Annotated in this window: 28 protein-coding genes and 1 riboswitch; of the genes, 1 reads left to right on the top strand and 27 read right to left on the bottom strand. The window is 31.2% G+C overall.

The features are described 5' to 3' along the window. Window positions 1–3 precede the first annotated feature (3 nt). Complete coding sequence (locus tag BTJ66_RS06775) at window positions 4–834, bottom strand: lipoate--protein ligase family protein (RefSeq protein WP_099090212.1); 831 nt, start codon at window positions 832–834, stop codon at window positions 4–6. A 172-nt stretch (window positions 835–1,006) separates the two neighbouring features. On the opposite strand from BTJ66_RS06775, the gene BTJ66_RS06770 reads away from it, so the two are divergent. Further along, on the top strand, window positions 1,007–1,393 hold the full coding sequence (locus BTJ66_RS06770) for a rhodanese-like domain-containing protein (protein ID WP_099090211.1): 387 nt from the start codon (window positions 1,007–1,009) through the stop codon (window positions 1,391–1,393). Window positions 1,394–1,495: 102 nt separating this feature from the next. Here BTJ66_RS06770 and gcvPB read toward each other — a convergent pair whose 3' ends face one another. From gcvPB to rpoD, 26 genes are all read right to left on the bottom strand, one after another. Then, window positions 1,496–2,974, bottom strand: coding sequence for an aminomethyl-transferring glycine dehydrogenase subunit GcvPB (gene gcvPB, locus BTJ66_RS06765; RefSeq protein WP_099090210.1), 1,479 nt, complete (start codon window positions 2,972–2,974; stop codon window positions 1,496–1,498). Then, the gene (gene gcvPA / locus BTJ66_RS06760) at window positions 2,961–4,313 is read right to left on the bottom strand and encodes an aminomethyl-transferring glycine dehydrogenase subunit GcvPA (RefSeq protein ID WP_099090209.1); all 1,353 of its coding nucleotides are present in this window, start codon (window positions 4,311–4,313) and stop codon (window positions 2,961–2,963) included. Before gcvPA ends, gcvPB begins: the two co-directional genes overlap by 14 nt. Window positions 4,314–4,330: 17 nt before the next feature. Beyond that, window positions 4,331–5,422 carry a glycine cleavage system aminomethyltransferase GcvT gene (gene gcvT, locus BTJ66_RS06755; protein WP_099090208.1) on the bottom strand — a complete coding sequence of 364 codons (1,092 nt, stop codon included), beginning with the start codon at window positions 5,420–5,422 and terminating at the stop codon, window positions 4,331–4,333. 78 nt (window positions 5,423–5,500) lie between these two features. Further along, window positions 5,501–5,608, bottom strand: a riboswitch (glycine riboswitch). Continuing rightward, entirely contained in the window at window positions 5,605–6,078 is a 474-nt protein-coding gene (locus BTJ66_RS06750) for a shikimate kinase (RefSeq protein ID WP_153043324.1), read from the bottom strand. Its footprint overlaps the riboswitch before it by 4 nt. Before the next feature lie 206 nt (window positions 6,079–6,284). After that, window positions 6,285–6,728, bottom strand: a complete 444-nt coding sequence (gene comGF / locus BTJ66_RS06740; RefSeq protein WP_099090205.1) for a competence type IV pilus minor pilin ComGF — start codon at window positions 6,726–6,728, stop codon at window positions 6,285–6,287. A 257-nt stretch (window positions 6,729–6,985) separates the two neighbouring features. Then, complete coding sequence (locus BTJ66_RS13960) at window positions 6,986–7,399, bottom strand: competence protein (protein WP_099090241.1); 414 nt, start codon at window positions 7,397–7,399, stop codon at window positions 6,986–6,988. Window positions 7,400–7,418: 19 nt separating this feature from the next. Further along, window positions 7,419–7,733, bottom strand: coding sequence for a competence type IV pilus major pilin ComGC (comGC, locus tag BTJ66_RS06725; RefSeq protein WP_099090203.1), 315 nt, complete (start codon window positions 7,731–7,733; stop codon window positions 7,419–7,421). 27 nt (window positions 7,734–7,760) lie between these two features. Continuing rightward, window positions 7,761–8,825 (bottom strand): competence type IV pilus assembly protein ComGB, encoded by a 1,065-nt coding sequence (comGB, locus tag BTJ66_RS06720; protein WP_099090202.1) that lies wholly within the window; start codon window positions 8,823–8,825, stop codon window positions 7,761–7,763. Then, window positions 8,797–9,771, bottom strand: a complete 975-nt coding sequence (gene comGA, locus BTJ66_RS06715; protein WP_099090201.1) for a competence type IV pilus ATPase ComGA — start codon at window positions 9,769–9,771, stop codon at window positions 8,797–8,799. The genes comGB and comGA overlap by 29 nt, the downstream gene beginning before the upstream one ends. A gap of 88 nt (window positions 9,772–9,859) precedes the next feature. Further along, window positions 9,860–10,483 (bottom strand): MBL fold metallo-hydrolase, encoded by a 624-nt coding sequence (locus BTJ66_RS06710; RefSeq protein WP_099090200.1) that lies wholly within the window; start codon window positions 10,481–10,483, stop codon window positions 9,860–9,862. After that, window positions 10,483–10,809: an MTH1187 family thiamine-binding protein gene (locus BTJ66_RS06705; protein ID WP_099090199.1), complete on the bottom strand. Its 327-nt coding sequence runs from the start codon at window positions 10,807–10,809 to the stop codon at window positions 10,483–10,485. The genes BTJ66_RS06710 and BTJ66_RS06705 overlap by 1 nt, the downstream gene beginning before the upstream one ends. Beyond that, the gene (locus BTJ66_RS06700; protein ID WP_099090198.1) at window positions 10,809–11,795 is read right to left on the bottom strand and encodes a glucokinase; all 987 of its coding nucleotides are present in this window, start codon (window positions 11,793–11,795) and stop codon (window positions 10,809–10,811) included. Before BTJ66_RS06700 ends, BTJ66_RS06705 begins: the two co-directional genes overlap by 1 nt. 3 nt (window positions 11,796–11,798) lie before the next feature. Further along, complete coding sequence (locus BTJ66_RS06695; protein WP_099090197.1) at window positions 11,799–11,996, bottom strand: YqgQ family protein; 198 nt, start codon at window positions 11,994–11,996, stop codon at window positions 11,799–11,801. Beyond that, on the bottom strand, window positions 11,980–13,437 hold the full coding sequence (locus BTJ66_RS06690) for a rhomboid family intramembrane serine protease (RefSeq protein ID WP_099090196.1): 1,458 nt from the start codon (window positions 13,435–13,437) through the stop codon (window positions 11,980–11,982). Before BTJ66_RS06690 ends, BTJ66_RS06695 begins: the two co-directional genes overlap by 17 nt. Window positions 13,438–13,448: 11 nt before the next feature. Further along, window positions 13,449–13,994, bottom strand: a complete 546-nt coding sequence (locus BTJ66_RS06685) for a 5-formyltetrahydrofolate cyclo-ligase (protein ID WP_099090195.1) — start codon at window positions 13,992–13,994, stop codon at window positions 13,449–13,451. 183 nt (window positions 13,995–14,177) lie between these two features. Beyond that, on the bottom strand, window positions 14,178–14,327 hold the full coding sequence (rpmG, locus tag BTJ66_RS06680; RefSeq protein WP_002483181.1) for a 50S ribosomal protein L33: 150 nt from the start codon (window positions 14,325–14,327) through the stop codon (window positions 14,178–14,180). A 127-nt stretch (window positions 14,328–14,454) separates the two neighbouring features. Then, entirely contained in the window at window positions 14,455–16,506 is a 2,052-nt protein-coding gene (locus BTJ66_RS06675) for a peptidoglycan D,D-transpeptidase FtsI family protein (protein ID WP_099090194.1), read from the bottom strand. A gap of 122 nt (window positions 16,507–16,628) precedes the next feature. After that, on the bottom strand, window positions 16,629–17,228 hold the full coding sequence (locus BTJ66_RS06670) for a superoxide dismutase (RefSeq protein ID WP_099090193.1): 600 nt from the start codon (window positions 17,226–17,228) through the stop codon (window positions 16,629–16,631). A 288-nt stretch (window positions 17,229–17,516) separates the two neighbouring features. Next, window positions 17,517–17,930: a Fur family transcriptional regulator gene (locus tag BTJ66_RS06665; RefSeq protein ID WP_099090192.1), complete on the bottom strand. Its 414-nt coding sequence runs from the start codon at window positions 17,928–17,930 to the stop codon at window positions 17,517–17,519. Next, window positions 17,920–18,780, bottom strand: coding sequence for a metal ABC transporter permease (locus BTJ66_RS06660; protein ID WP_099090191.1), 861 nt, complete (start codon window positions 18,778–18,780; stop codon window positions 17,920–17,922). Before BTJ66_RS06660 ends, BTJ66_RS06665 begins: the two co-directional genes overlap by 11 nt. Then, window positions 18,777–19,550, bottom strand: coding sequence for a metal ABC transporter ATP-binding protein (locus BTJ66_RS06655; protein ID WP_099090190.1), 774 nt, complete (start codon window positions 19,548–19,550; stop codon window positions 18,777–18,779). The genes BTJ66_RS06660 and BTJ66_RS06655 overlap by 4 nt, the downstream gene beginning before the upstream one ends. Window positions 19,551–19,699: 149 nt before the next feature. Beyond that, a complete protein-coding gene (locus BTJ66_RS06650; RefSeq protein WP_099090189.1) occupies window positions 19,700–20,590 on the bottom strand; it encodes a deoxyribonuclease IV in 891 nt (296 codons plus the stop codon). Between the two features lie 9 nt (window positions 20,591–20,599). Continuing rightward, entirely contained in the window at window positions 20,600–21,940 is a 1,341-nt protein-coding gene (locus BTJ66_RS06645) for a DEAD/DEAH box helicase (RefSeq protein WP_099090188.1), read from the bottom strand. Between the two features lie 376 nt (window positions 21,941–22,316). After that, window positions 22,317–23,420, bottom strand: a complete 1,104-nt coding sequence (locus BTJ66_RS06640; RefSeq protein ID WP_099090187.1) for a Nif3-like dinuclear metal center hexameric protein — start codon at window positions 23,418–23,420, stop codon at window positions 22,317–22,319. Continuing rightward, on the bottom strand, window positions 23,421–24,098 hold the full coding sequence (locus BTJ66_RS06635; protein WP_099090186.1) for a tRNA (adenine(22)-N(1))-methyltransferase: 678 nt from the start codon (window positions 24,096–24,098) through the stop codon (window positions 23,421–23,423). A 196-nt stretch (window positions 24,099–24,294) separates the two neighbouring features. After that, window positions 24,295–25,401, bottom strand: a complete 1,107-nt coding sequence (gene rpoD / locus BTJ66_RS06630) for an RNA polymerase sigma factor RpoD (RefSeq protein ID WP_099090185.1) — start codon at window positions 25,399–25,401, stop codon at window positions 24,295–24,297. Window positions 25,402–25,403: the final 2 nt, after the last annotated feature.

The following is a 25,403-nucleotide window of genomic DNA, read 5'->3' as shown; positions in this document are numbered from 1 at the left end:
CAATTATTTACGGTAATTCCATTCATCAGCTTTATATTTTACGACTAATTTATCAATTTCCTCTTGTTGATCTGAAGTTAGTTCTAGAGGTTTAAAGTTAATATTCAAGCCTTTTTTAAAACCAATTTCAAAAGCTTCTTCCATCTCTTCAAGCGTGATATAACGTTCAGAAATATCATTGATTGCAACAGCTTTATCAACAAAAGCTTGTTTCATTTTATCTTTTAATCGTTCATTTTTGAAAATAAACATATCAAACAAATCATCAATATCCACATCTTGTAACAATGAACCGTGTTGTAATATGACACCTTTTTGTCGTACTTGAGCACTGCCTGCTATTTTTCTGCCTTCAACTACTAATTCATACCAACTTGGTGCATCGAAGCACACTGCACTTCTCGGTTGTTTGAGTTTCGCCCTTTCTTCCTTAGAGCGTGGAATAGCAAAAGAAGCATCAAAGCCTAAATATTTGAACCCTTCTAACAGCCCTTCAGAAATCACTCTATAAGCTTCTGTAACTGTTGAAGGCATATCCGGATGTGATTCTGGGACGATTACACTATACGTTAATTCTTTGTCGTGTAGTACGCCCCTTCCGCCTGTTTGGCGACGTACAAGCCCATATCCTTTTTCTGCCACTTTCTCTATATCGATTTCTTTCGTTAACCTTTGAAAGTAACCTATAGATAATGTTGCAGGATTCCAAGTATAAAATCTGATGACTGGGTCTATTTCACCTCTAGAAACAAAATTTAATAGGGCTTCATCCATCGCCATATTAAAATAAGGATCTTTACTACCAGTATTGATAAAATTCCATGTTTCTGTCACATTCAAAACTCCAATCGCTAAATTAAATTGTGATAACAGATATTTTGTGTTATCGTTTTCAATAATTGTACAAGTTTGTCAGCATGAAATATGTATCAAAAGAAAAATATTTTGATAAATTGCGCTAACAGTCTTATAATATATAATATCGGTTAATTAGGGAGGATGCAAGATGAGTAACTTTTGGTTTATACCGTTAGCAGTATTAATAATTATCATCGCTTACATGCTAATCAATTATTTTCTTAATAAAAGAGCAGTCACAGAATTAAACCAAAATGAATTCCATAATGGTTTGCGCAAAGCTCAAGTAATTGATGTAAGGGAAAAAGTAGATTATGATTACGGGCATATTAACGGAGCACGTAATATACCCATTACAATGTTTAAACAAAGATATCAAGGTTTAAGAACAGATCAACCAATTTATCTTTGTGATGCTAATGGCATTGCCAGTTATCGTGCCGCTAAAACACTAAGAAAAAATGGTTATAAAGACATTTATATGCTAAAAGGCGGATACAAAAAATGGACTGGTAAGATCAAGTCTAAAAAATAGTTTTAATAATTAGCTATTCAAATGATATAGGATTATTTAACTAAAATTAACAAGCGAGCCACTATTTTAAATGCATAGTGACTCGCTTTATTTATTGTGATATTAATCTTTTTCAGAACGAAGATGTTCAAATTTTAAAACAGGATTTCTTGCTGCTTTTGTCTCATCTAGTCTATCTATTATTGTCGTATGTGGCGCTTCTAACACTTTGTCAGGGTTTTCTTTAGCTTCATTTGCAATTTCAATCATTTTATCACAGAAATAATCAAGTGTTTCTTTTGATTCTGTTTCTGTTGGTTCAATCATCATGCCTTCTTCAACATTAAGTGGGAAATAGATGGTTGGTGGATGAACACCAAAATCAAGTAAACGTTTAGCCATATCTAATGTCCGTACACCATGCTCTTTTTGTTTTGAACCACTGAGTACAAATTCATGTTTACAGTACTGAGGGTAAGGTATTTCAAAATGATCTTTTAAGCGTGCTTTAATATAATTTGCATTTAAAACAGCTGCCTCAGAAACTTCTTCAAGTCCTTTATTACCCATCGTACGAATATACGTATATGCTCTTAGATATATACCAAAATTTCCATAAAAAGGTTTTACGCGTCCAATTGAATTTTCAATAGCATTATCATATTTATAAATATCATTTTCTTTAACCACCATTGGTTTCGGTAAAAAACTAGCTAATTCTTTTTTTACGCCAACTGGTCCAGAACCTGGTCCACCTCCACCGTGTGGTCCAGTAAATGTTTTGTGTAAGTTAAGGTGTACTGCATCAAATCCCATGTCTCCAGGTCTTACTTTATCCATAATCGCATTTAAATTTGCACCATCATAATACAGTAACCCACCTGCCTCATGCACGATGTTTCTTATGTCCATGATATTTTTTTCAAATATTCCTAACGTATTTGGGTTTGTCAGCATTATTGCCGCAGTATTTTCATTTACAACACGTTTCAGATCGTCAATATCAACTTCACCGCGTTCGTTTGATTTTACAGTAACTGCTTTGAATCCTGCAAAAGCTGCAGATGCTGGGTTAGTACCATGAGCAGAGTCAGGTACAATGACTTCATCACGGTGTCCCTCACCATTCTTTTGATGGAACGCCTTGAAAATCATCAAGGCAGTCCATTCTCCATGTGCCCCAGCAGCAGGTTGTAAAGTGACTTCATCCATACCCGTTATTTCTTTGAGTTCCTCTTGAAGACTATAAATAATTTCTAAAGACCCTTGTACTTGTGATTCATCTTGAAGTGGATGTGAATCAGCAAAACCAGGGATACGAGCAATTTTTTCATTAATCTTTGGATTATACTTCATTGTACATGAGCCTAATGGATAAAATCCTGAATCAACCCCGAAATTTTTGTTAGAAAGTTCAGTATAATGACGTACTAAATCTAATTCAGCGACTTCAGGCAGTTCAGCTTTATTTTTTCTGATGAATTTTCCATCCAATAATTTTTCTACCGCACCATTATCAATTTCTTTTTTAGGTAATGAATATGCATAACGACCTTTTTTTGAACGTTCGAATATTAATGGACTAGATTTACTTACTACCATTTAATTCACCTGCTTTCTTAACAAATGTGTCGATCTCGTCTTTAGTTCTTAACTCTGTAACAGCTATCAACATATAGTTTTCAAAGTCTTTTGAAACTTCACATAAGTCGAAGCCACCAATAATTCCTTGTTGTAGTAGTGCGTCATTAATATCTTTGACGGGTTTGTCAAATTTCACTACAAATTCATTGAAAGATGTCCCGTTTGATACTTCTAATCCAATTTCTTTGAATTGTGTTTTTGCATAATTAGCATTTTCAAAGTTTTGTACTGCTATATCATAAATTCCTTGTTTACCTAATGCAGACATACAAATTGATGAAGCTAATGCATTTAATGCTTGGTTTGAACATATATTCGAAGTTGCCTTGTCACGACGGATGTGTTGTTCACGTGCTTGTAATGTTAATACGAAACCACGATTTCCATCCCCATCTTCAGTTTGGCCAACCAGACGTCCTGGTGTTTTTCTCATTAATTTTTTAGTAGTTGCAAAGAAGCCACAGTGTGGTCCACCAAACTGTGCTGGTATACCAAATGGTTGTGTATCTCCTACAACGATATCAGCTCCAAAACTACCTGGTGGTGTTAATAAACCTAAAGCAAGTGGGTTTGCATAAACAATAAACAGAGCTTTTTTATCTTCTATAAATGAGTGGATTTTTTCTAAATCTTCAATAGAACCGTAAAAATTGGGGTATTGAACAGCCACAGCAGCTGTGTTCTCATCAACTGCATTTTCTAGTTTTTCTAAATCAGTTATCGTACCATCGAGATCAACTTCTACGACTTCAAATTCTTCACGTGTTTTAACGTAAGTATTTAAAACTTGTAGCGCCTGATAATGAAGTCCTTTTGAAACAACTATTTTATTTTTACGTGTTTGATTAAATGCTAAAATACACGCTTCTGCAAAACTAGTGATTCCATCATACATTGATGAATTAGCAATATCCATATTTGTTAGTTCACAAATTAATGTTTGAAATTCAAAGATGGCTTGTAATTCACCTTGTGAAATTTCTGGTTGGTACGGTGTATATGCAGTATAAAATTCTGAACGAGAAATCATAGCATCAACGACAGCAGGGGCGTAATGATCATATACGCCTGCACCTAGAAATGAACTGTGTGTTTCTTTCGTAATGTTTTTACTAGCTATTCTACTTAAGCGCCTTGTTAATGTAGTTTCAGCTTCACCATCTGGTATGGCTAACTCTCTATTTAATAATATATCTTTTGGAACATCACCAAAAAGTTCACTAATAGAATTTGCTCCAATGGTATTTAACATTTCGTTTTTATCTTGTTCTGTTAATGGAATATAACGATGACTCACAGTAACACCCCTTTGAATTATTTATTAATTTGATTTTTTTTGACAATTTTAGCTCTAACTTGTCTTTTTCTAACTTGAACAATTACTTCTTTTCCCATTTCAAAAACATTTCGATCGATTAATGCTAGTCCAATAGATTTACCTGTTAAAGGTGATTGTGTTCCTGAAGTAACTTCACCTATTTGATTACCATCTAAATCGTATACCTCATAACCTGTTCGTGGAATACCTTTATCAATCATTTCTAGACCTACAGTTCTGCGTTTAGATCCATTCTCTTTCTGATCCTTTAAGACGTCTTTACCTATAAAATCAGCTTCAATTAATGGTTTTGCAGCGAATGCAATTCCTGCCTCATAAGGTGTGATTGTTTCACTTAAATCTTGTCCGTGTAATGGCAATCCAGCTTCCAATCTCAATGTGTCTCTGGCACCTAAACCACATGGCGTCACATTATATTTAAGTATTTCATTCCATAAATATGGCGCATCATCCGCAGCACAATATATTTCAAATCCATCTTCACCTGTATAGCCAGATTGTGAAAGGATGATATTTTTACCGAAGAAATCAACATCTTGCTTAAATTCAAACGGCTTCATCTCAATTATATTGGTATTTACATGTTGTTGAACTAAATCACGTGCTTTTGGCCCCTGAATTGCTAACTGACCATATTCACTTGAGACATTGAGTACTTCAGCTTCAAATTCACTTGATTTTTTCTTCATCCATTCGAAGTCTTTTTCAGTATTTCCTGCGTTAACTACTAAAAGATAAACATTTTCTTCTAGTTTATACGTGATTAAATCGTCTATAATGCCACCATTTTCATTACATAAAGCAGTATACTGAGCTTTAGTAGTAGTTAAGTTTTCAGTATCATTTGAAAGTAAATATTGAACCAACTTAGCAGCATCTGGCCCTTTAATAATAATTTCGCCCATATGACTTACATCAAATAAGCCTATTTCAGTTCTAACAGCGTTATGTTCTTCTTTAATACTAGAAAATTGGACTGGCATCGCCCATCCACCAAATTCTACGATTTTAGCACCACTATCTACAAATGTTTGATAAAGTGGTGTTTTTTTAAGTTCGTTGGACATGAAGAAACCTCCTAATGATTTTTATATATTAAAAAAACAGAGTAGCCTTAACTACCCTGTTTTAATATTCCAGGAATGCGTTACAGTATTATCCTTTTGCCTGAGAGTTTCGTAAAAACTTGCACCTTCGGCGATGGTAAACAGTTATATGATACATAACGATCCATTCTCTCTAATACTGATCATTCGCAAACTATCTCTTCCATGATTTCACTTTGTAGAACTGAAAGAGACTGATTACTATTTATTTTTATGAATGCGATTTCATTATATCTTGAAAACCGGGATGAATACAAGCTTTTTAATTCAAATAACGATTTATTATTTGCATTTGGTCTATTACTGTCATGGCTTATTCTGTTGTAAACAATACTTATATCGCAATCTAACCAAATCACTTTTGGCTGTTTTTTTAAAATTTCAAATGATTGGTCACCTTCGATAATTCCACCACCAGTTGAAATAATATCATAATTTTGAATACACTTTTTTAAATATTCAAATTCTAATTGTCTAAATCCACTTTCACCTATAGCTTTAAAAATGTCCGGAATAGAACTTTTTTCCTGAGTTGCTATATGTTCATCTAAATCAATATATGAAAGTTGGTTCATTTTGGCTAAATATTTACCTAATGTTGTCTTACCTGTCCCCATAAAGCCAATAAGTATTAAGGGTTCAATTTTATTATTATTCAAAATTAACGTCCTTTTTTATGTAAGTATTTATTTGTTTTTTATAATATGATTCAATGTTATCTAAAGTTTTTAATTGTATACCGATTTGAAATGTATAAATAGTTATTAAAGATAAATATAGCATAAATATCACCATCATAAAAGGATACATATATGCTGAACGATTAAAAAATAAGTTTCTTTTCATAGTAGTTGCCTTTCTCCAATATTTTTAAATAAATAACTATATATTTGTCATTAATGATTTTAAATTTAGCACTGCCAACTTTGTATAATAATGTTATATTACCTTTTCCATTTATTGTTTTAATAATTTTTTTATTTACAAATTGATAAACAATGCTTTTATGTTTATTTTTTATTACAACACGTTGATGATTAGACTGATTTACATCAATGTATGCATCATCTTGAATTAAATCTTGTGTAAAATCTCTTGAAAAAAATGCCAAATCAATTTCCTGACTATTCATTATTTGTTCATTGAGGTTGCCTGTGGTTTTAAATAATGTTGGTAAGATTGACAAAATAAGAATGCATATAAAAAGAGAAAATAAGAGTTCTATATATGTGAAAGCTTTCAAGCTATTTAAAGAAACATTTTTCATATTTCTCCCCTTTTTTAGTTATACATATTTTGTTGTTATCCAATTTCAGTTTGTACCTATCAATAGTGATACCAGTTTTTAGTTCTTTTTTATTGTAATGATGAAGTGAATTCAATAACACCCTACTTAATTCTATTTCATTGGTTTTAATTTGAATATTTGATTTTAATTGTAATATCATAGGTATAAATAAGACACAAATAAAAGTAATCATTGAAAATGATAAGAGACTATCAACAAATAATGATCCTTTCATATTAAATTTGTTCATATCTTATACGTCCTTTATCAATATGAAATATAATTTTATAAAGTGAGTCTACTGTCTTTATATATAGACTGCCAAATTTATTTCTTTCTCCAGATTTATTAAAGGTAATGAAATGTAAGTTTGTACGAGGATGTATAAAGCAGTTGTGGGGCAACTTAATAGTATGGATTGTTTTACTAGTAGTAAATTGTTCTCTAACAATAACTTTATTAGAGTAGTCATTGAAGAGAAGCGTGATAGACTGGTTTTCTTTTATAGCTTTTGATTTTATATAGTTGAATTGCATTATCAAGTTGTTAATTTTTTGTTGTTCATGACTAATGCTATTATTAGAAATGATACTGACGTTAGATACTTGTATAAATAAAAGTAAACTGACAATACATAATACGAAAAGCATTTCGACATAAGTAAAAGCTTTATTCATTTGCAACAGCTTCACCATTATTGATAGTGATCGATGAGCCAGATCTACATTTGCTTTGATTTTCTTTAATATATCCTTCTGCAATTAAATCATCAATAGAATTGGGTTTTTTATTGAACTTTAATGTGTAAGCTTCAATTTGGCTATCGATCATTTTAATCTGCGCTTTACATCCTGTACTTTGTATATGAGATGATTGTTTTGCAATATTTGGAATTATTAATATTAATAATAAACTAATAACCAATAATACGAGTAACATTTCTATTAATGTAAAAGCATTTTTACTAATATTTAATTTCTTCATAGTTAATTTAATTTCCTCTATTCAAAGTTATTTAATTGTTTGCATTAAATCAAACATTGGTAACATAATAACCAGGTATAGTGACACTATTAATATTGCAATCAAGGAAAATATAACTGGTTGAATAAATTTTATAATTAAATGAATTAATTGTTCTGTTTGCTCAAGTAAGATGTCACTATATATTTTCATTTCGATTTCTAATCTTCCTTTTTTCTCTCCTTCTTCAACAAAGCTAATTAAATTTTTTTCAAAACAAAGTAGTTTTTTTAACACTTCACTTAAATTTAATCCATTTTGCGTACCTGTCGAAATTTCATTTGCTAAATAATTTAAGTATTCATCTTTTTGTTTAGCATAAATATCAACAATTTTTTGTAATGTTATACCATTTTTATAAAACAAAGATAATTCAGTAGATAAGCAATAAGTTTTATATAGTTTAAAAAATTTAGAAATAATGGGTATTGCTAAAATTAATTTGTGTTTGGTTACTATAGGTGCCTTTCTGAATATAATTAAGAAACTAAGCGTGCTTAAAACGAGGAAAATTGTACAATAAAGGAGAAAAGTAGGTAAGTTTGATATAAATAAAGATAAGTAAGATTGTAACGGTGAAATACTTACATCCATATTGCTATATAGATTTTGAAATTCTGGTATGATTGTATGGTTTAAGATAATTAGCATAATCATAAAAATTATTAGTAATAATAAGGGATATTGTATGGTTTTTAAAAAGCGTTGTTTTGATTTATAATTTCTTACTAAAAACTCATAAGCATGTGGTAAAGTGATTGTTAAATCTCCAAATATTTCTGCGAAGTGAATTAAAGTTACGATGGCTTTAGGATAATTTAGTAATTTTAATATTTGGGCGCAATTTGCACCATTATTTAATGCTAGTTTAATTTGTGATTGTAAATGAAGACTTCTAATATTTGTATATTGAATGATGAATAGAAATGCTTCAGATAGCGTGTAACCATGATCCAACAAATCTTTTAGTTTTATTAGTAAGACTATTTTACTTTTTTCGCTTAAAAGAAAGAATTTTTTAAATCTAAATATATCGGTCCTTAGTTTCTTCACAAATAACACCCTCTTTTGCTAATTGAGTTAATTGAGTGGATAAATTAAAAAAAGAGTTGGGCAATGCGAAATTATTATCAATTAAATGCTTTATTTGTATTTTGTTTAATTGTTCATAAATCAACTTTCGTTCATTATTATAGGTTGTGATAAGCCTTTGGTTTATAACACTTAATAATGACTGGCTCATTTCTTGCATTGTAATGCCCATTTCTTGAAGACGTAGTAAAGTGCCCTTACAATTATCGGCATGAATAGTTGTTAATACTAAATGACCGCTCAAGCTTGCCTGTATTGCACATTTAGCGATTGAATCATCTCTAATTTCACCTATTAAAATAATGTCAGGGTCACATCTTAAAATTGCTTTAAAAGTATTAGTATAATTTATACCTGCCTTTTCATTTATTGATACTTGTGTAATCCCTGAGATTATCTGCTCAACAGGATCCTCGATAGTTATGATATTTAAAGCTAAAGTTTCTTTGGCATATATAAGCATGTGATACATCAATGTACTCTTACCAGATCCTGTTGGACCGCTGAACATTATTAACCCTTGCTTTTTATTCATTAATTTATATAATTCACTTAGATTTGTCGTACCATCACCTTTTTGAAAGTATTGTGGAATTATTCTAATTACACAACTTTCTATGCCAAGTGATAAAGGTAATGTAGATATTCTTAAAAAGTAAATTTCCTTTAATTTATATATGTGTCTTCCACTTTGAGCTACATTATGCTTTGAAACATCTAGTCCAGCTTGGTATTTCATATAAGTTAATAACTTTAAATATACATGATGTTGTATTGATTCAATTGGTGCAAGTTTATCTAAAAGTCTAAATTTAATATCTATTTTGTCGTCTGTTGGAATAAAGTGTATATCTGTAGCATTCGTGCTGATGGCTTTTTTTATTATATTATTAAATAAAAGTTTCAAAAAAATCCACCTCCTACATATTTACACGTAAGAGGTGGATAAATTACTTTTATTTTTTTGAAACTTTAAATGGAATTAAGAGAGAGCGTTAGCCATGTAAGTAAGGATTTAACTGTTCATCTTCCACAGTAGTATAAGGACCATGTCCTGGAAATAGTGGTAAGTCATCTTCTAAAGAAAACAATTTATCAAGTATTGAATCTACTAAAGTTTCATAGTCTCCTTTATATAAATCAGTTCTACCTATACCTTGTTTAAATAATGTATCACCAACTATAGCAAATTCATTAAATACAAATGTCAAACTTCCGGGAGAATGACCAGGCGTGTGAAGTACATTAAACTCAAAGTCAGAAATCTTCTTAGTCCCTTCTGATAAGGGCTGTGGCGTTACATTGCTGATTACTTGCGGTAGACCATACTGTTTAAATTTTTCAGAACCGTTTTTCTCAGTATTAGTTAAGAAATCAAATTCTGAATGATGCATAAAAACAGGTACTTGATATTTCTCTACAATTTCATCTAATGCACCAATATGATCAAAATGTGCATGTGTTAGTAAAATTGCGGAAAGTGGTTTATTAATTTGATTTAACTTTTTAATAATCAAGTCACTATCACTCGCAGGATCAACTAAAATAACATTTTGCTCATTTTCTATAAAATAAGCATTTGTATCAACTAACCCTAAAGTTAAACTTGATATTTTCATTATTCTTGTCCTCCATAATCTAAATGTTTTTGGACTGATTCTAGTTTGTCGTTCATTTTACGAGATTTATCTCTTCTGTCATCTATTCTAATATTTGTACACACTCGTTCTAAACCTTTATCGAAAGGTAATTCATGGATTGCTTGTACAACTTCAAATAAATCTTTCAAGTCACCTTCTATCAACGTATTCATAGGTGTTAGTTGATAGTCAATCTTTCCTAGTGCTTTATATTCTTTAAGTTTAGTTTGGATTTCAGCAATATATTTACTTACACTTGGCCCCTCAGTACCAACTGGTATAACTACTACATCTACAATTGCCATTATTTAACACCATCCATTTCTATTACATAAGTATAAATTAATCCTGCTGCTCCAGTGATGCCAGCATCATTACCAAGTTGTGCTTGGACAATTTGGGTTTCTTGCTGTGCAGGCGTGAAAGTTAGGTTATGATACTCAGTTTTAATATTTTCAATCAAAATCAATCCTGCAGTTGACATGCCACCACCTAAAACAATGTACTTTGGATTACTAGTAACACTTAAAATACTACATAAATAAGCGATATAATTAGCCACTCGTTCAGTAATGAAAATGCAGAATTGATCGCCTTCTTTTGCTGCATCAAAAACTGCCTTTGCAGTCACTTTATTATCTTTTATCAATTGAAGTATAGAAGATTTAAAAGTCAATTTTGGATAATAAAAGTTGACGAGGTTCACTACCCCAGTAGCGGAGGCGACAGTTTCAATACATCCTGATTTACCGCAGTTACATTTAAAACGCTGATCATGATCAACTCTGAAATGGCCGATTTCAGCCCCAGATCCATTGTGACCGTGTACGATTTCACCATTTGAAATTATTCCTCCGCCGAGTCCAGTGCCTAATGTAATAGCAACAACGTCCTCAGAGCCATTACCTGCTCCTTTGTGTTTCTCCCCCAAAGCAGCAACGTTAGCATCATTATCAACGTAAACTGGACAATCAACAAATTGTTGGAAAATATTTCTAACATTGACTGTTTCTGTCCAATATAAATTTACCGCGCCATTAACTTCACCTGTTTCAAAATTAACTGGACCAGGTACACCAATCCCAATGCCTAAAACATCTGAAAAAGTGTGTTCAGATTTATCAACATATGCTACAAAAGAGTCATAAATATTTTTCAACAATTGATTACCCGTTGCATCAGATGTATCTGTGTTTATTGACCATTTTGAAATTTGGTTTAAATTCTCATCAAAACAACCTAATTTACAAGTTGTACCACCTATATCTGCTGCTAGAATGATTTTATTCATATATTACTTGCTCCTTCTCTGGCTAATTATTAATCTGCATTTTAAATACTCGTCTTTTGATATTAGCCTATAATCATACAAAGATTTTATCTCTTGTTCCATCATTTCATACATATCAGCCTTATCTTTAAAGTATATTATAAAGCCAAACTTTTTCAAAAGTTGTTGCACGTCAAAAAACGTATTAATTTTCTGAATCACTTGAATCGCTCAATTCCTTATTTAAATTAATATAGTCTCTATTGTTTGGATCAGCTTTCAAAGCATTTTTTATATATTTTTTAGCTTTATCGCTATTGTCTAATGACCTATTAGCAATTGCTAATTGATAATTTAAGATACCTGAATCCGGAAAAAGTCGTAGTCCTCTTTCCCAAGAAGCGATACCTTCTGCTTTAGAATCTTGCGTCGTCTTAATTAAACCATTTAAATAATATGTTTCATCGTCTGCGTAGCTTTTATTTATTGTGTGTTGGACCATATCTTTAGCATCATCATAATGACCATTTTTCATTTCTTTAGTTATTATGCTGTTATAAATATTATCTTCCTTAATTGTAAATATCCTAACCTGAGCAGCTAAAAATAAAATAAGTATAATAATCAAGATAATCCAAAAATATGTTTTATTTACTTTAAAATAATATCCCATCAAAGTAATCAGTAATCCACCTATAAAACCACCGATATGAGCGACGATGTTGATATTTTGCATAAATAAAGACAAACCAATCATAATTATAAGTACAATTAATAGCTGTCCAATAAGTTTGCGATTATATTGGTGGCCTATATACATAAATGTAAAAATAGCACCAATCAATCCAAAAATTGCACCACTAGCACCAACCGAAACGGTATCTGTATTAAACGATAAAGAAGCAAAATTACCAAATAAACCAGCTACTAAATAGATAACTAACATACGCCAATGGCCAACAATTGATTCAACGATTTTACCAAATATAAATAAACTCAACATATTCATTAAAATATGTTCGAAATTGTAATGTAGAAATATAGATGTCACTAACCTGTACCATTCACCATGAACTACATTAAAATGAACCAAACCACCTAAATCTAATAGTTTCAAATCTGAAAAGCGATTTAAAAACAAGACCATTGATAACCAGATTATTACATTGATAAAGATTAAACTATACGTAACTGGTGAGAATTTAAGCATATGCTTTTCAATTGGATTTGTATTTAAAGCACGTTGCTTATAATAAGATTTAGTATGCTTGGTATTTCTTTTATAAAATTGTTTGATAAACACATTTGGTAGCATACGCTCAATATGGTTTTCTTCTCTAATAATCTTTATTTTTAAATTTATAGGATGATGTTCGTTTAAATTTTCATCTGTGAATGTTTTATCTGTAAAAATAAGCAACTCATAATACTTAGGTTCAAAACCCAGCAAGCCTGTAATATTGCTTTGATTTTCTAATATCCTACTTTTATCAAATCTTACTTCTTGTGTTGAATTAGCACCATATTTAAATATTACAACACTACGTTGTCGTTGATTAGCTAACCAAACTTCATTCGTATCTTGATTTTTATGTACAACATGATAATTAAGATATTTAATCCAAGTATAAATACACTTCCAATAATGTTTCTCTGTAACCATGTTCTCCTCCATTATCTTGTTGTCGCTATAATTAATTTTTCTACAGGTCGATCATGTGATTCAACTTCGAATTCACATAGTTGAAAATCATAAATTAAACTCAAAGTTGGATGATGATGTGAATTTAAAAACTTATCAAAGTAACCACCACCATAACCGACTCTGAAACCACTGTTATTAAATGCTACACCAGGAACAACTAATAAATCTAACTCATTTGAAATTTCTGTTTGACTATTTACGTGATTAATCCCTTTATCATCTGGGGCAATATTGTCTAAATCATCGAGATGTTTAAATACCATTTCACGTGATTGATAATTGGTTTCGGGCACAAAAACTTGTTTTCCATCAACTAACATCTGTTTAATAATGGGATATGTATCAACTTCATGTGGCATAGATAAAACAATACCAATACGAGAAGCTCCATTATACTCATTCGTATTAAAAAAATGATTAGCCAAAAATTGATCAGCGTGTTGTTTATTATGTTGATTTTGCATAAAAGATTTCATCAATTCAATATTATTTCTTCTCAATGAAGTTTTATCCATTCGAACACCTTCCCGTAATTCATACTTTATTTATTATAACGTTAATGAATTATAATGTCATTAAACTGCAATTTTAAGCACTATAATTTTATAAAAATAAATAGATAAACGACAGTTTAAATCATCTATATAAAAAGATATAAAAATAACCAGATTCGATTAGAATCTGGTTCAAAATATTACTTATTTTGTTTCGCGGTGCATAGTGTGTTTGTTATCACGTGCACAGTGTTTTTTCATTTCTATACGTTCAGGATTAGTACGTTTATTTTTTGTAGTAATGTAGTTTCTTTCTCCACATTCTGTACAAGCTAGTGTTACGTTTACGCGCATGCTAATTCCTCCTTACCTTTTCAAAATACGACCTATTAATCATACCATTTAGTTATAAAATTGAAAAGTATTATTTTTTATTAAAGACGACTATATCAGTATTTTCAAATATATCAATACTAAAATATCAATCTTTAGATTTTTCTTTGAAATAATAATCGATGACGTCTCTACCTAAATCACCACCATTTAACCAGGGTTCAGGTACGGGTTGATTAGTATATACAATTGAAAAAGCGATTTTTGGATTCTCGATTGGAGCGTAACCAATGTATGTTGAATTAACTCTTGGCTCACCATCTTGAAATACTTCTGCTGTTCCTGTTTTACCTGCTGATGGTACTTCTGTATCTTTAAAGCTTTGGTAACCAGTACCGTCTTTTTCATTAAATGCCATTTTAAATCCTTCTTGTACTTCATCAAGTTCAGTTTGACTATTATTTACTTTGTTAAGCACATTGCCTTTAACTTTCTCTTTTACAGGACCTAATGTATCTTTATTTGTTGCTTTTCTAATCTCTAAACCAACATGTGGCTGTACTCTATAACCATTATTACCAATAGTTGAAACATATTGGGATAATTGCATCGGTGTATAAGTATCATATTGTCCGATAGCCAAATCAAGATAATTACCAGGATTGTCAGTTAATGGTTCAATTTGACCATTCGTTTCATTTGGTAAGTCTATCCCTGTTTTTACACCTAATCCAACCTGATTTAAACCTTTACGTAATTTTTGCCCTGCGTTGGTAATATCTGTTGGTAAAGACATATTTGGCGTATACGGTGAACCTGCTAATTTTAATGCAGTTTTAAACATATACACATTTGATGAATGCATTAATGCTTCTCTATCATCAATTTTTATTTTACCATCTTGGTTGAAATATGAATGTTTTGTTAAACCACCAGCAAATTTAAGTGGTTCATCAATCATTTCTTCTCCTACATTAATCGCTTTATTTTGATATCCAGCGAGTAACGTGCCACCTTTTACAGAGGATCCCACTGCATATTGAGAAGTGAATGTACCGATATCATAATCAGTTAAATCACCATTTTTATCAATTTGTTTACCAGCCATTGCTAAGATATCGCCGTTATTTGGATTTTGAACAACAATCAATGCGTTGTCCATATCTTTAGCACCTTCACTACGTAATTTTGATATTTGTTTTTCTAAATATTCTTCTGTTTTCTTTTGTAAATCAACATCAATACTTAATACAAGATCATCACCACGTGAACCAGGATTAATCACTTTAGAATCAATGACTTCGCCTGACTTGTCTGTAGTATATTTCATTTCTTTCTTCTTACCTTTTAATATATCGTCATATTGGTATTCTAAGTAAGACTTACCAACACGATCATTCCTAGAATAACCTTTGGCCAAATATTTTTCGGTCAATTCTTTTGGTATGCCTTCTTCAGTTGTAGAAACATCTCCAAAAACACCTCTTAATGTATCACCATATGGATATTTTCTATCCCAATCCATTGTTGTATTAACTCCTGGTAAGTCAGATAATTTTTGAGAAACAGCTGCATACTCCTTATCGCTCACATCTTCATTCTTAATAGTTTGTGGGTCGAGTGCAGAACCTGACATCATTTCTCTATAAATTGCTAGAATTTGTAAATCCTTCGCATTTAACGTGTCGATTTGTTTTTTGCCTATTTTTTTATATAAGGATTTATCATAGTCGTCTTGTGTAATACTGCCATCATCTAATAGAGCTTGTTCATTTCTCATTAAATCCTTAGCTTTATTTGGATGTAATTGAATCCAAAAATCTTGTTTATCTCGATCCGTAATTTTATCAGTATCCATTTTAATGAGTTTTGATAAATCTTTCGCAATTTTTAACACTTCTGTTTGCGAAGTCTTTCTTCCACGAGCATATGTAATAGCTTTTTTAGAAGCGTTATCAACTAGGACTTTACCGTTCCTATCGAGGATACGACCTCTAGGAACCGCTTCATTTACAGTTAAGTTTTCACTATTTTTAATGAGTTGTTTATAATGAGAACCTTGTGCAATTTGTAAATATCCTAATCTCAAAACAATTATCGCAAAAATGAATACAATTACTCCAAATATGAAGCTGATTCTTTTATTCATCGTATTTCTTATTTTTTCATCATTTGATTTCTCTTTTAATCTTTTTAGCAAAACAGCATACCTCTATTCAATAGTTCTCACTACAAATGATATATGAAATTAGTAAATATTTCTATTATTTTAGTTAAAAAAAATGACGGCCCTTTAAAAGGCCGTCATAATTGTCCGCGCAATTATTTTGCAGCGTTATAAAATTCATCAACTTTTTCCCAATTTACAACATTCCAGAATGCATTAATATAATCTGGACGTTTATTTTGGTATTTAAGGTAATAAGCATGTTCCCAAACATCTAATCCTAAGATAGGTGTTTTGCCTTCAGTTAATGGGTTATCTTGGTTTGGTGTAGTAACGATTTCTAAGTTACCGTTATTTACAACTAGCCAAGCCCAACCTGAACCGAAACGAGCTGCTGCTTTATCAGCAAATTCTTCTTTAAATGCATCTAAAGAGCCCCATTGTTCTTTAATTTTATCAACAACAGTACCTTTTTCTTCTGAGTTTGGAGTTAATAATTCCCAGAATAGTGAGTGGTTTAAGTGCCCACCACCATTATTTCGAACAGCTGTTTGAATGTTTTCTGGAACACTGTCTAAGTTTGCAACTATTTCTTCGATTGATTTAGATTCTAAATCAGTTCCTTCTACTGCTGCATTTAATTTAGTTACATAAGTGTTATGGTGTTTGTCATGGTGAATTTCCATTGTTTGTTTATCAATGTGTGGTTCTAACGCATCAAAACCATAAGGTAAATTTGGTAATTCAAAAGCCATAAATAATCATCCTCCTAATTAATCTTTAAATAAAGCATAACAATTATTAATGATGACAACAATTAATATGCTTATATATTAATTGTACAGTCATAAAATAGTAGTTGTCATCTTTAGTTACTTTATTAGTATATCTCAAAAACACTTTATTTAAACATGATTAGCATACAATTTTAAAAATTCAGTTTAATTCATACTAATGGCCTATGTTTAATCTAAATTGAAATCGTAGAATGAATGAAAATTGTCACTTTTTACATGAACTAATCGGTTAATTACAATTGTGTATTATGCTCTTTGACATGATTCACAAATACCATAAACTTCTAGTTTATGTGTATGGATATCTACTTTTGGTAAAAACGCCTTAATTTGTTCGATTGGGCAAAAGTCAATCACCTTTGTATCACCACATGATTCACAAATAAAATGGTGATGATGATGATCAGTACATGCGATTCTAAACTTCATTTCTCCTTCAAGTTCAGTGCCTTCAACTATACCTAAATCTTTGAATAAATGTAAATTTCTATAAATGGTATCAAATGAGATACCTGGGTAATGCTTGTCCATTTTTTGTTGAACTATTTTTGCATTGATATATTTATCTTCTTCTACAAAAATATCGATCATTTCTCTTCTTTTATTTGTATATTTATGACCGTTATTTTTAATAATACTAATGGCTTCTTCAGTTTTCATTATTAGCAACTCCTTTAATCGATTTTGCTTTTAATTTTTGATATATCATCGTTATTGCTAAAATAAGTACTAGTAAGACAACAATTACACCACCTGGAGATATATTCATATAGAATGCTAAGATTAGACCTCCTATAACAGAACATTCACCGATGACTACACTTAATAGGATTAATTGTTTAAATCCTTTTGTTAATCTCATTGATATAGCTACGGGCAATGTAATCAAGGCGCTTACTAATAAGATACCTACGACACGCATTGATGCGGATATAACCATTGCCACAATAATGATAAATAAAAATTGAATCCATTTTGGAATACCAATGACTTTACTGTATTCTTCATCAAATGATAGTATAAATAATTCTTTATAAAATGAGAAAATAAATATAAGCACAATTATCACGATTGCTATAATAGTCATTAAGTCACTTAATGTTACGGCACTAATAGAGCCAAATAATAGCCCAACAATTTCCTGATTGAATCCATCTGCAAGTGATATAAATATAGCACTTAATGCAATGCCTGCACTCATGATAATTGGAATTGCAATTTCCTGATAATTACTATAAGACGTTCTTAAATTCTCTATTAGTAAAGCACCAACAACTGCGAACAATATTCCAAACCACATTGGATTAATAAACACAAAGGCAGGAAGTATTGTAACAATAAACATACCAAAAGAAATGCCACCAAGTGTCACATGACTTAATGCATCTGCAATCAAGGATAGTCTTCGTACAACAATAAAAGCACCTATTAATGGTGCTATTAATCCTATTAATATTCCGCTGATTAGTGAATATCTCATGAAATCAAAATTAAGTAAGGCCTCTATCATGATGAACAACACTCCCTACTATGTTGATGATCAACGAATTGAATTGGATGACCATAAATTTTTGAAATTTCTACTTCATCTAACGATTTAAAGTCTTCAGTTGTACCATGAAAATGTAAATGTTTATTTAGACAAGCAACTTCCGTAGCGGTATCTGCTACAACACCTATATCATGAGTAACGAGTATAATCGTTACGCCTTCATTTTTAAGTGTTTCCAATGTTTCATAAAATTCACTTACATGTTTCGCATCAATGCCGCTCGTTGGTTCATCTAATATTAATACTGACGGTTTACTGATTAAAGCTCTAGCTATTAATACGCGCTGTTGTTGTCCACCTGATAATTCTGCAATATTTTTATTAATCAAATGTTCAATGTTTAATCTTTTTAATACAACTTCAACTTTTTGTTCATCTCTCTTATTAAACCACTGAAACAATTTTTTGCGCTTTGTTAGCCCGCTTAAAACTACTTCTTTAACACTTGCTGGAAACCCTGCTTTAAATGCTTGTGCTTTTTGTGAAACATAACTTATTTTTAATAATGATTGCTTACCATTATAATCATTACCCTCCACATAAATTTGTCCTTTTTGGATAGGCAATAAGCCTAAAATAATCTTTAATAGTGTTGATTTACCGGCACCATTTGGACCTACAATTGCAACAAACTCTCCTCTATTAATCCTGATATTTATATTTTCGAGTACTTGCTTATTGTCAAAATAATAATCAATATTTTTTAATTCGAATACTGGTGTAGACATGTTTTCACCTCGTTCTTTACTATACAACGTCCGTTTCAATATGTAAATAGTAATGTTTACGAATTAATAAAAAAAGAGTAAGCATTTGAAATCTATAATTGACATAGAAATCACACACTTACTCATTTAATCTTCATTTGTATTAAGCACTATTGAATTAAAATTTTATTTTTTAAATCAGAATCAAATTTTTGCTGTTTTAACATTTCGATTTCTAATTTATATGGTGGCTTTTTATCTTTTTTATCCTCACCCACGTAAGGTGTTTCGAGTATTTTAGGAATATCCTTAAATACATCGTGGTGTACTACATAATTCAATGCATCAAAGCCTATATATCCAAAACCAATATTTTCATGTCTATCCTTGTGCGCACCGATATCATTTTTACTATCATTGACGTGTACTACTTTAATTCTATCAATACCAATTATCTTATCGAATTCATTTAATACACCATCAAAATCTTCTTTTATGTTATAACCGGCATCATGTGTATGACATGTATCGAAACAAACCGATAATCGTTCATTATGATTTACGCCATCTATAATTTGCGCAAGTTCTTCAAAGTTTCTACCTATTTCAGAACCTTTGCCTGCCATTGTTTCTAACGCAATTCTTACATTATTATCGTTAGTTAAAACTTCGTTTAAACCTTCTATTATTTTTTTAATACCAACATCTGTTCCTTCACCTACATGAGAACCTGGATGTAAAACAATATCTTGTGCACCTAGTGCTTGAGTACGTTCAATTTCGCTCTGTAGAAACTCAACCCCTAATTCAAAAACATGTGGTTTGACTGTGTTGGCAATGTTTATAATATAGGGCGCGTGAACAACAATGTTTGAAAGTCCGTGGGCTTTCATCACTTCGTGTCCCTTTTCAATATTTAATTCTTCGATAGGTTTTCTTCTTGTATTTTGAGGTGCACCCGTATAAATCATGAAAGTTGATTCGCCAAATTTATATGCCTCTTCAGCTGAACCTTCTAACATTTTTTTACCGTTCATAGATACATGTGATCCTAATAACATAATATACACCTATCCTTTTCTATTTTTTCTATCTTGACGACTCTTTTGTTTACTAAATTGTTTACGTTCTTTACGTTTTAAATCATCTAAATCACGTTTGAATTTCTTTTTGTATCCTGGTTTAACTTTTTTCTTATTTGATTTAACTTTATATTTTAATTGATTAGTTAAATGATCATCTTTATTTTTACGCGATTGTCTCATATTATGTGCTTTTATAGGTTTTAATTCATCATCTTTGATATCAACATTTTCAAAATGATAACCTCTTTGTTCAATTAATGCAATATTATGCTCTTCATCTGGACTATATAAAGTAATTGCTACTCCCTTGTATTGACCACGTCCTGTACGTCCCACTCTATGTGTAAAGAAATCAATATCATTAGGAACATCAAAATTAATCACGTGACTTACACCATCGATATCAATGCCACGAGACGCTAAATCACTAGCAATTACAAATTGGAATTCTAAGTTTCTTATTCGTTTCATTTGTTGTTTACGTTCTCTAGGCGTAAGACCACCATGTATCATTCCTAATTTTAAACCTGCAGCATTCAATTGATTTGCTAATGCATCAGCACTTTCTCTACTGTTACAAAATATAATACACAGATATGGATTTAATATATCGATAAGTTTTAATGTTTTTTCTATTTTAGCTTCGCCCTTAGTAGGTATTAGATAAAATTCAATGTTTTTCTTATTTTTTTCTGTATTTTCAATTTCAACAAATTCTGGATTTTCTAAGTATTTATTTAAAAATGGGTGCAATGATTTGGGAATCGTTGCACTAAAAACAGCTATATGTGCACTTTCATCTAATCTTGTCGCTACATAGTCCACTTCATCTATTAACCCTAAATCAATCATTAAATCTGCTTCGTCAATCACCAAATAAGAAGCTAAGTGTACATGTAAATCCCCATGTTTAGCTAAATCATTGATACGTGTTGGTGTGCCAATTATAAGTTGTGGTTGGTTCTTAGCGCGACTACGATCTTTTTCAATATCTGTTCCACCTATAAAGAGTTTTACAGATACTTCTTCTTTGAATCTTGTTAAATGACTAGCAACATCAAAAAGTTGTTGTGCTAGTTCACGCGTTGGCGCAACGACAATCGCTTGAGGTTCTTTATAGTCTATATCAATTGAATTAAGTAATGGTAACAAAAAGGCATGTGATTTGCCTGTACCTGTTTGCGATTGACCAATTAAATTCACTTGTTTAATTATCTTTGGTATGACACGTGTCTGAATTTCAGTTGGTTGATTAAAATTCAAATCTTTCACAGCGTCAATTAAACTTGGCTCTAAATTAAATTTTTCAAATGGGTGATTTGCCATGTCTTGGCCTCCTTAAATCTTCATCTTATCTATTATAAAGCATTGTGCTATAATTTTGAACTAAATTATTAAATACACGAAATATCTTTAAACTTCAATAGAGACCGGGACATCTTTACGAGTCGCGGCCTCTTATGTTTATAGGTACTTATGTGCTATTTTTATTGTATAATACGAATGTATGTTAGTATTACTTTTGAAACTGCGTGGTTACGATTCAAACGTTTTAATGTCAGTACTTAGCATAAAATGTTGGTAAGACTCACCATTGTTATATTTCAAAAAAACATTTCCGTATTTATTTTTAGCCACTCAATATGAAAGAAATCGCTATTCAAAAGATATTAGAACACTGGATTCCTTGTTGATGCAATAATTATAAGTATAAAAACGGATCCGTATTAAGTTGAGAAGGTATGATTTTATATGTGATTTCTTCGTTACATAACCATTCTGCTAATAAATCACACAAACCTTCTTTCATCACATATTCACTGTAATGAGTGATATCTAATAAATTAAGACCTCCGATTTTCGCATCTAATGCATCATGATGTTTAACATCTCCTGTCACAAAAATATCTGCACCTTTATTAGCAGCATCATATTCAAAACCAATACCTGATCCACCTATAATAGCTACAGTTTCAATATTCGTGTTTATATCACCAGTAAATCTTACACTAGACAGTTTTAATTGTGTCTTCACATGCTTTACAAATGTTTTCACATTCATTGGTTCTTGAAGCTGTCCTTTCATCCCTAATCCATAACTTGCTTCTTTTTGTAATTCTATAAAATCAAAAACAGGTGTCTCATAAGGATGATATTTCATGATAAGTTGTTGTGCTAATTGTTTCTGATCTTCGTCAATCATAAATTCTAATTTATATTCTGCAACGGTTGTAATTTGATTTAGCTCACCAATATGAGGATCTGCTCCATCAATTGGTTTAAATTGTCCATTGCCCTGACTTTCGAAAAAGCAATATTGATAGTCTCCTTCTTCTGCTAATCCTGCTTCACTTAATTTGTGTTTGAATCCAGACAAATGATCTTTAGGTATGAAGACTTGAACTTTATAATAAGATTGTATTTCAGGATTCAATATGGTTTGGTTATCTAACTTGAGTTTATTAGCTAGCATTGCATTAACCCCTTTAGGATAAACATCCAAATTGGTATGCAAAGCAATCAAATTTATATCCTGTTTTATTAGCTTACGCAAAATCGATCCATATCCCTCTTCTTGCGTAATGTGTTTTATACCTTTGAATATAAGTGGGTGATGACATATTATTGTATTACATTGATTCGTCAGTGCTTCGTTAACTACATCTTCTGTGCAATCTAGTGCAGTGATTATACCTGAAACTTTAGCTTCTTTATCTCCAACTAACAAGCCTACATTATCCCAAGATTCTGCAGTTTTAAATGGAACATGTTTATTAATGACCTTCAATAATCTTTCAATATTCATCTAAATCACCTCGTTAATTAAATTAATGTGTTTATTAATTTCTGCTAAACGTGTTTTATGCATATCGGAATCCAAATTATCTTTTATTTTTATCAGAGCAGCACGTTCTCGCTCCCATTTTTTATAAAATAATGCAGTTTTGTTTTCAAGAAGTTTAGGTCCAAATTTCACTTCCTTTTCTGTCATTGCTACGCTTTTTTCATTATAATCAGCTACTAGGATTTCATAAATATGTCCCTTTTCTTCTAAAATATCTTCTGCGCAAATAGTATAATTTAATTTTACAAGCTGTTCACGTATTGCACCTGACTGAATGTTACTTTGTAATATAAGTCTTGGTTGATCTTTTAATTTTGACGCACCTTCAGTCAATATTTTAGCAATTAACGGACCTCCCATGCCACAAATGGATACAGATGTAATATGATCATCTGCTTTAATAACAGATAATCCATCTCCTAGTCTAACGTCGATGCTATTACTCAATTGATAGTCACGTACATTTCTTACAGAAGCATCAAATGGCCCCTTAATCACCTCGCCAGCTATTGCTGTATCAATCAAATTATTTTCAACTGCATAGATTGGCAGATATGCATGATCTGAACCAATATCAGCTAGACAATCTCCTTGAATATATGTACTTACCTTTTTTAATCTTTGATTTAATGGAATCATATATTTACTCCTCTTATATATGTAAAAAGAGCGGGATAGAGATCTAAAAGTAAAATTAGATTTCTATCTCGCCCTACAAAGATGACTTGATTTCAAAATACTTAGTATGAGTGAATTTAGAAATCAGTCAGTTATTGCCCAAACTATTTAATAAACAATAACATGTGGTTTCCAATTTATGTTGAATACTTAGATATTAGTCCATAAAGTCTTTTAGACGTTTACTTCTACTTGGGTGTCTTAATTTTCTAAGTGCTTTTGCTTCTATTTGACGGATACGTTCTCTTGTAACACCAAATACTTTACCTACTTCTTCTAAAGTACGAGTACGACCGTCATCTAATCCAAAGCGCAAGCGTAATACATTTTCTTCTCGATCAGTTAATGTATCCAATACATCTTCTAATTGCTCTTTTAATAATTCATATGCAGCGTGATCAGAAGGACTTTGTGCTTCTTGATCCTCAATAAAATCACCTAGATGGCTGTCATCTTCTTCCCCGATTGGTGTTTCGAGTGACACTGGTTCTTGAGCAATTTTCAAGATTTCTCTTACTTTTTCAGGTGGTAAGTCCATTTCTTCCCCAATTTCTTCAGGAGCAGGATCTCTACCTAAATCTTGTAATAATTGTCTTTGCACACGTATTAATTTATTAATTGTTTCTACCATATGCACTGGGATACGAATTGTACGTGCTTGGTCAGCAATTGCACGTGTGATTGCTTGGCGAATCCACCAAGTTGCATAAGTCGAGAATTTAAATCCTTTATTAAAGTCGAATTTTTCTACTGCTTTAATTAACCCCATATTTCCTTCTTGAATAAGATCTAGGAAAAGCATACCACGACCCACATATCTTTTAGCAATACTTACGACAAGACGTAAGTTAGCTTCCGCTAAACGCGACTTAGCAATTTCATCACCTTGCTCAATTCTCTTTGCTAATTCAATTTCTTCTTGAGCGTTTAATAAATTAACACGTCCGATTTCTTTCAAATACATACGCACTGGATCATTTATTTTTACGCCTGGAGGTGCACTTAAATCATTAGGGTTCAATTTTGAGTCTTGATCTGAACTATCTTTTTCGTTAACTAAACTTATATCATTATCAGTTAATTGATCGAATAGTTCATCCATTTGATCAGAGTCCATTTCAAAATTTTGCAGTTTTTCTGCTATTTCTTCATGACTTAAGTGTCCTTCTTTTTTACCTTTTTCAACCAATTGTTTTTTTACATCTTCTAAAGTTAGAGATGGATCAATCGTTTGCTTTTTAACTTTAACTTTATTTCCAGACATGA

The sequence above is a fragment of the Staphylococcus edaphicus genome, assembly GCF_002614725.1.
Lineage (GTDB): Bacteria > Bacillota > Bacilli > Staphylococcales > Staphylococcaceae > Staphylococcus > Staphylococcus edaphicus.
The sequence above is the reverse complement of the archived record's forward strand: the minus strand, read 5'-3'. Positions and strand labels throughout refer to the sequence as shown.

Bases quoted from the DNA above. Each gene is read 5' to 3' on its own strand.
- rpoD (WP_099090185.1), bottom strand. From the start codon at position 25,401: ATGTCTGGAAATAAAGTTAAAGTTAAAAAGCAAACGATTGATCCATCT.
- rpmG (WP_002483181.1), bottom strand. From the start codon at position 14,327: ATGCGCGTAAACGTAACACTAGCTTGTACAGAATGTGGAGAAAGAAAC.
- BTJ66_RS06770 (WP_099090211.1), top strand. From the start codon at position 1,007: ATGAGTAACTTTTGGTTTATACCGTTAGCAGTATTAATAATTATCATC.
- BTJ66_RS06635 (WP_099090186.1), bottom strand. From the start codon at position 24,098: ATGATTCCATTAAATCAAAGATTAAAAAAGGTAAGTACATATATTCAA.
- BTJ66_RS06670 (WP_099090193.1), bottom strand. From the start codon at position 17,228: ATGGCTTTTGAATTACCAAATTTACCTTATGGTTTTGATGCGTTAGAA.
- gcvPB (WP_099090210.1), bottom strand. From the start codon at position 2,974: ATGGTAGTAAGTAAATCTAGTCCATTAATATTCGAACGTTCAAAAAAA.
- BTJ66_RS06655 (WP_099090190.1), bottom strand. From the start codon at position 19,550: ATGTCTACACCAGTATTCGAATTAAAAAATATTGATTATTATTTTGAC.
- comGC (WP_099090203.1), bottom strand. From the start codon at position 7,733: ATGAAGAAATTAAATATTAGTAAAAATGCTTTTACATTAATAGAAATG.
- BTJ66_RS06650 (WP_099090189.1), bottom strand. From the start codon at position 20,590: ATGTTATTAGGATCACATGTATCTATGAACGGTAAAAAAATGTTAGAA.
- gcvT (WP_099090208.1), bottom strand. From the start codon at position 5,422: ATGTCCAACGAACTTAAAAAAACACCACTTTATCAAACATTTGTAGAT.
- comGF (WP_099090205.1), bottom strand. From the start codon at position 6,728: ATGAAAAATGTTTCTTTAAATAGCTTGAAAGCTTTCACATATATAGAA.
- BTJ66_RS06705 (WP_099090199.1), bottom strand. From the start codon at position 10,809: ATGGCAATTGTAGATGTAGTAGTTATACCAGTTGGTACTGAGGGGCCA.
- BTJ66_RS06685 (WP_099090195.1), bottom strand. From the start codon at position 13,994: ATGGATAAAACTTCATTGAGAAGAAATAATATTGAATTGATGAAATCT.
- BTJ66_RS06710 (WP_099090200.1), bottom strand. From the start codon at position 10,483: ATGAAAATATCAAGTTTAACTTTAGGGTTAGTTGATACAAATGCTTAT.
- BTJ66_RS06700 (WP_099090198.1), bottom strand. From the start codon at position 11,795: ATGAATAAAATCATTCTAGCAGCAGATATAGGTGGTACAACTTGTAAA.
- BTJ66_RS13960 (WP_099090241.1), bottom strand. From the start codon at position 7,399: ATGCTTTTCGTATTATGTATTGTCAGTTTACTTTTATTTATACAAGTA.
- BTJ66_RS06690 (WP_099090196.1), bottom strand. From the start codon at position 13,437: ATGGTTACAGAGAAACATTATTGGAAGTGTATTTATACTTGGATTAAA.
- BTJ66_RS06665 (WP_099090192.1), bottom strand. From the start codon at position 17,930: ATGAAAACTGAAGAAGCCATTAGTATTATTAAAAATAACGGTCATAAA.
- BTJ66_RS06645 (WP_099090188.1), bottom strand. From the start codon at position 21,940: ATGGCAAATCACCCATTTGAAAAATTTAATTTAGAGCCAAGTTTAATT.
- BTJ66_RS06640 (WP_099090187.1), bottom strand. From the start codon at position 23,420: ATGAATATTGAAAGATTATTGAAGGTCATTAATAAACATGTTCCATTT.
- BTJ66_RS06750 (WP_153043324.1), bottom strand. From the start codon at position 6,078: ATGGGGACAGGTAAGACAACATTAGGTAAATATTTAGCCAAAATGAAC.
- BTJ66_RS06660 (WP_099090191.1), bottom strand. From the start codon at position 18,780: ATGATAGAGGCCTTACTTAATTTTGATTTCATGAGATATTCACTAATC.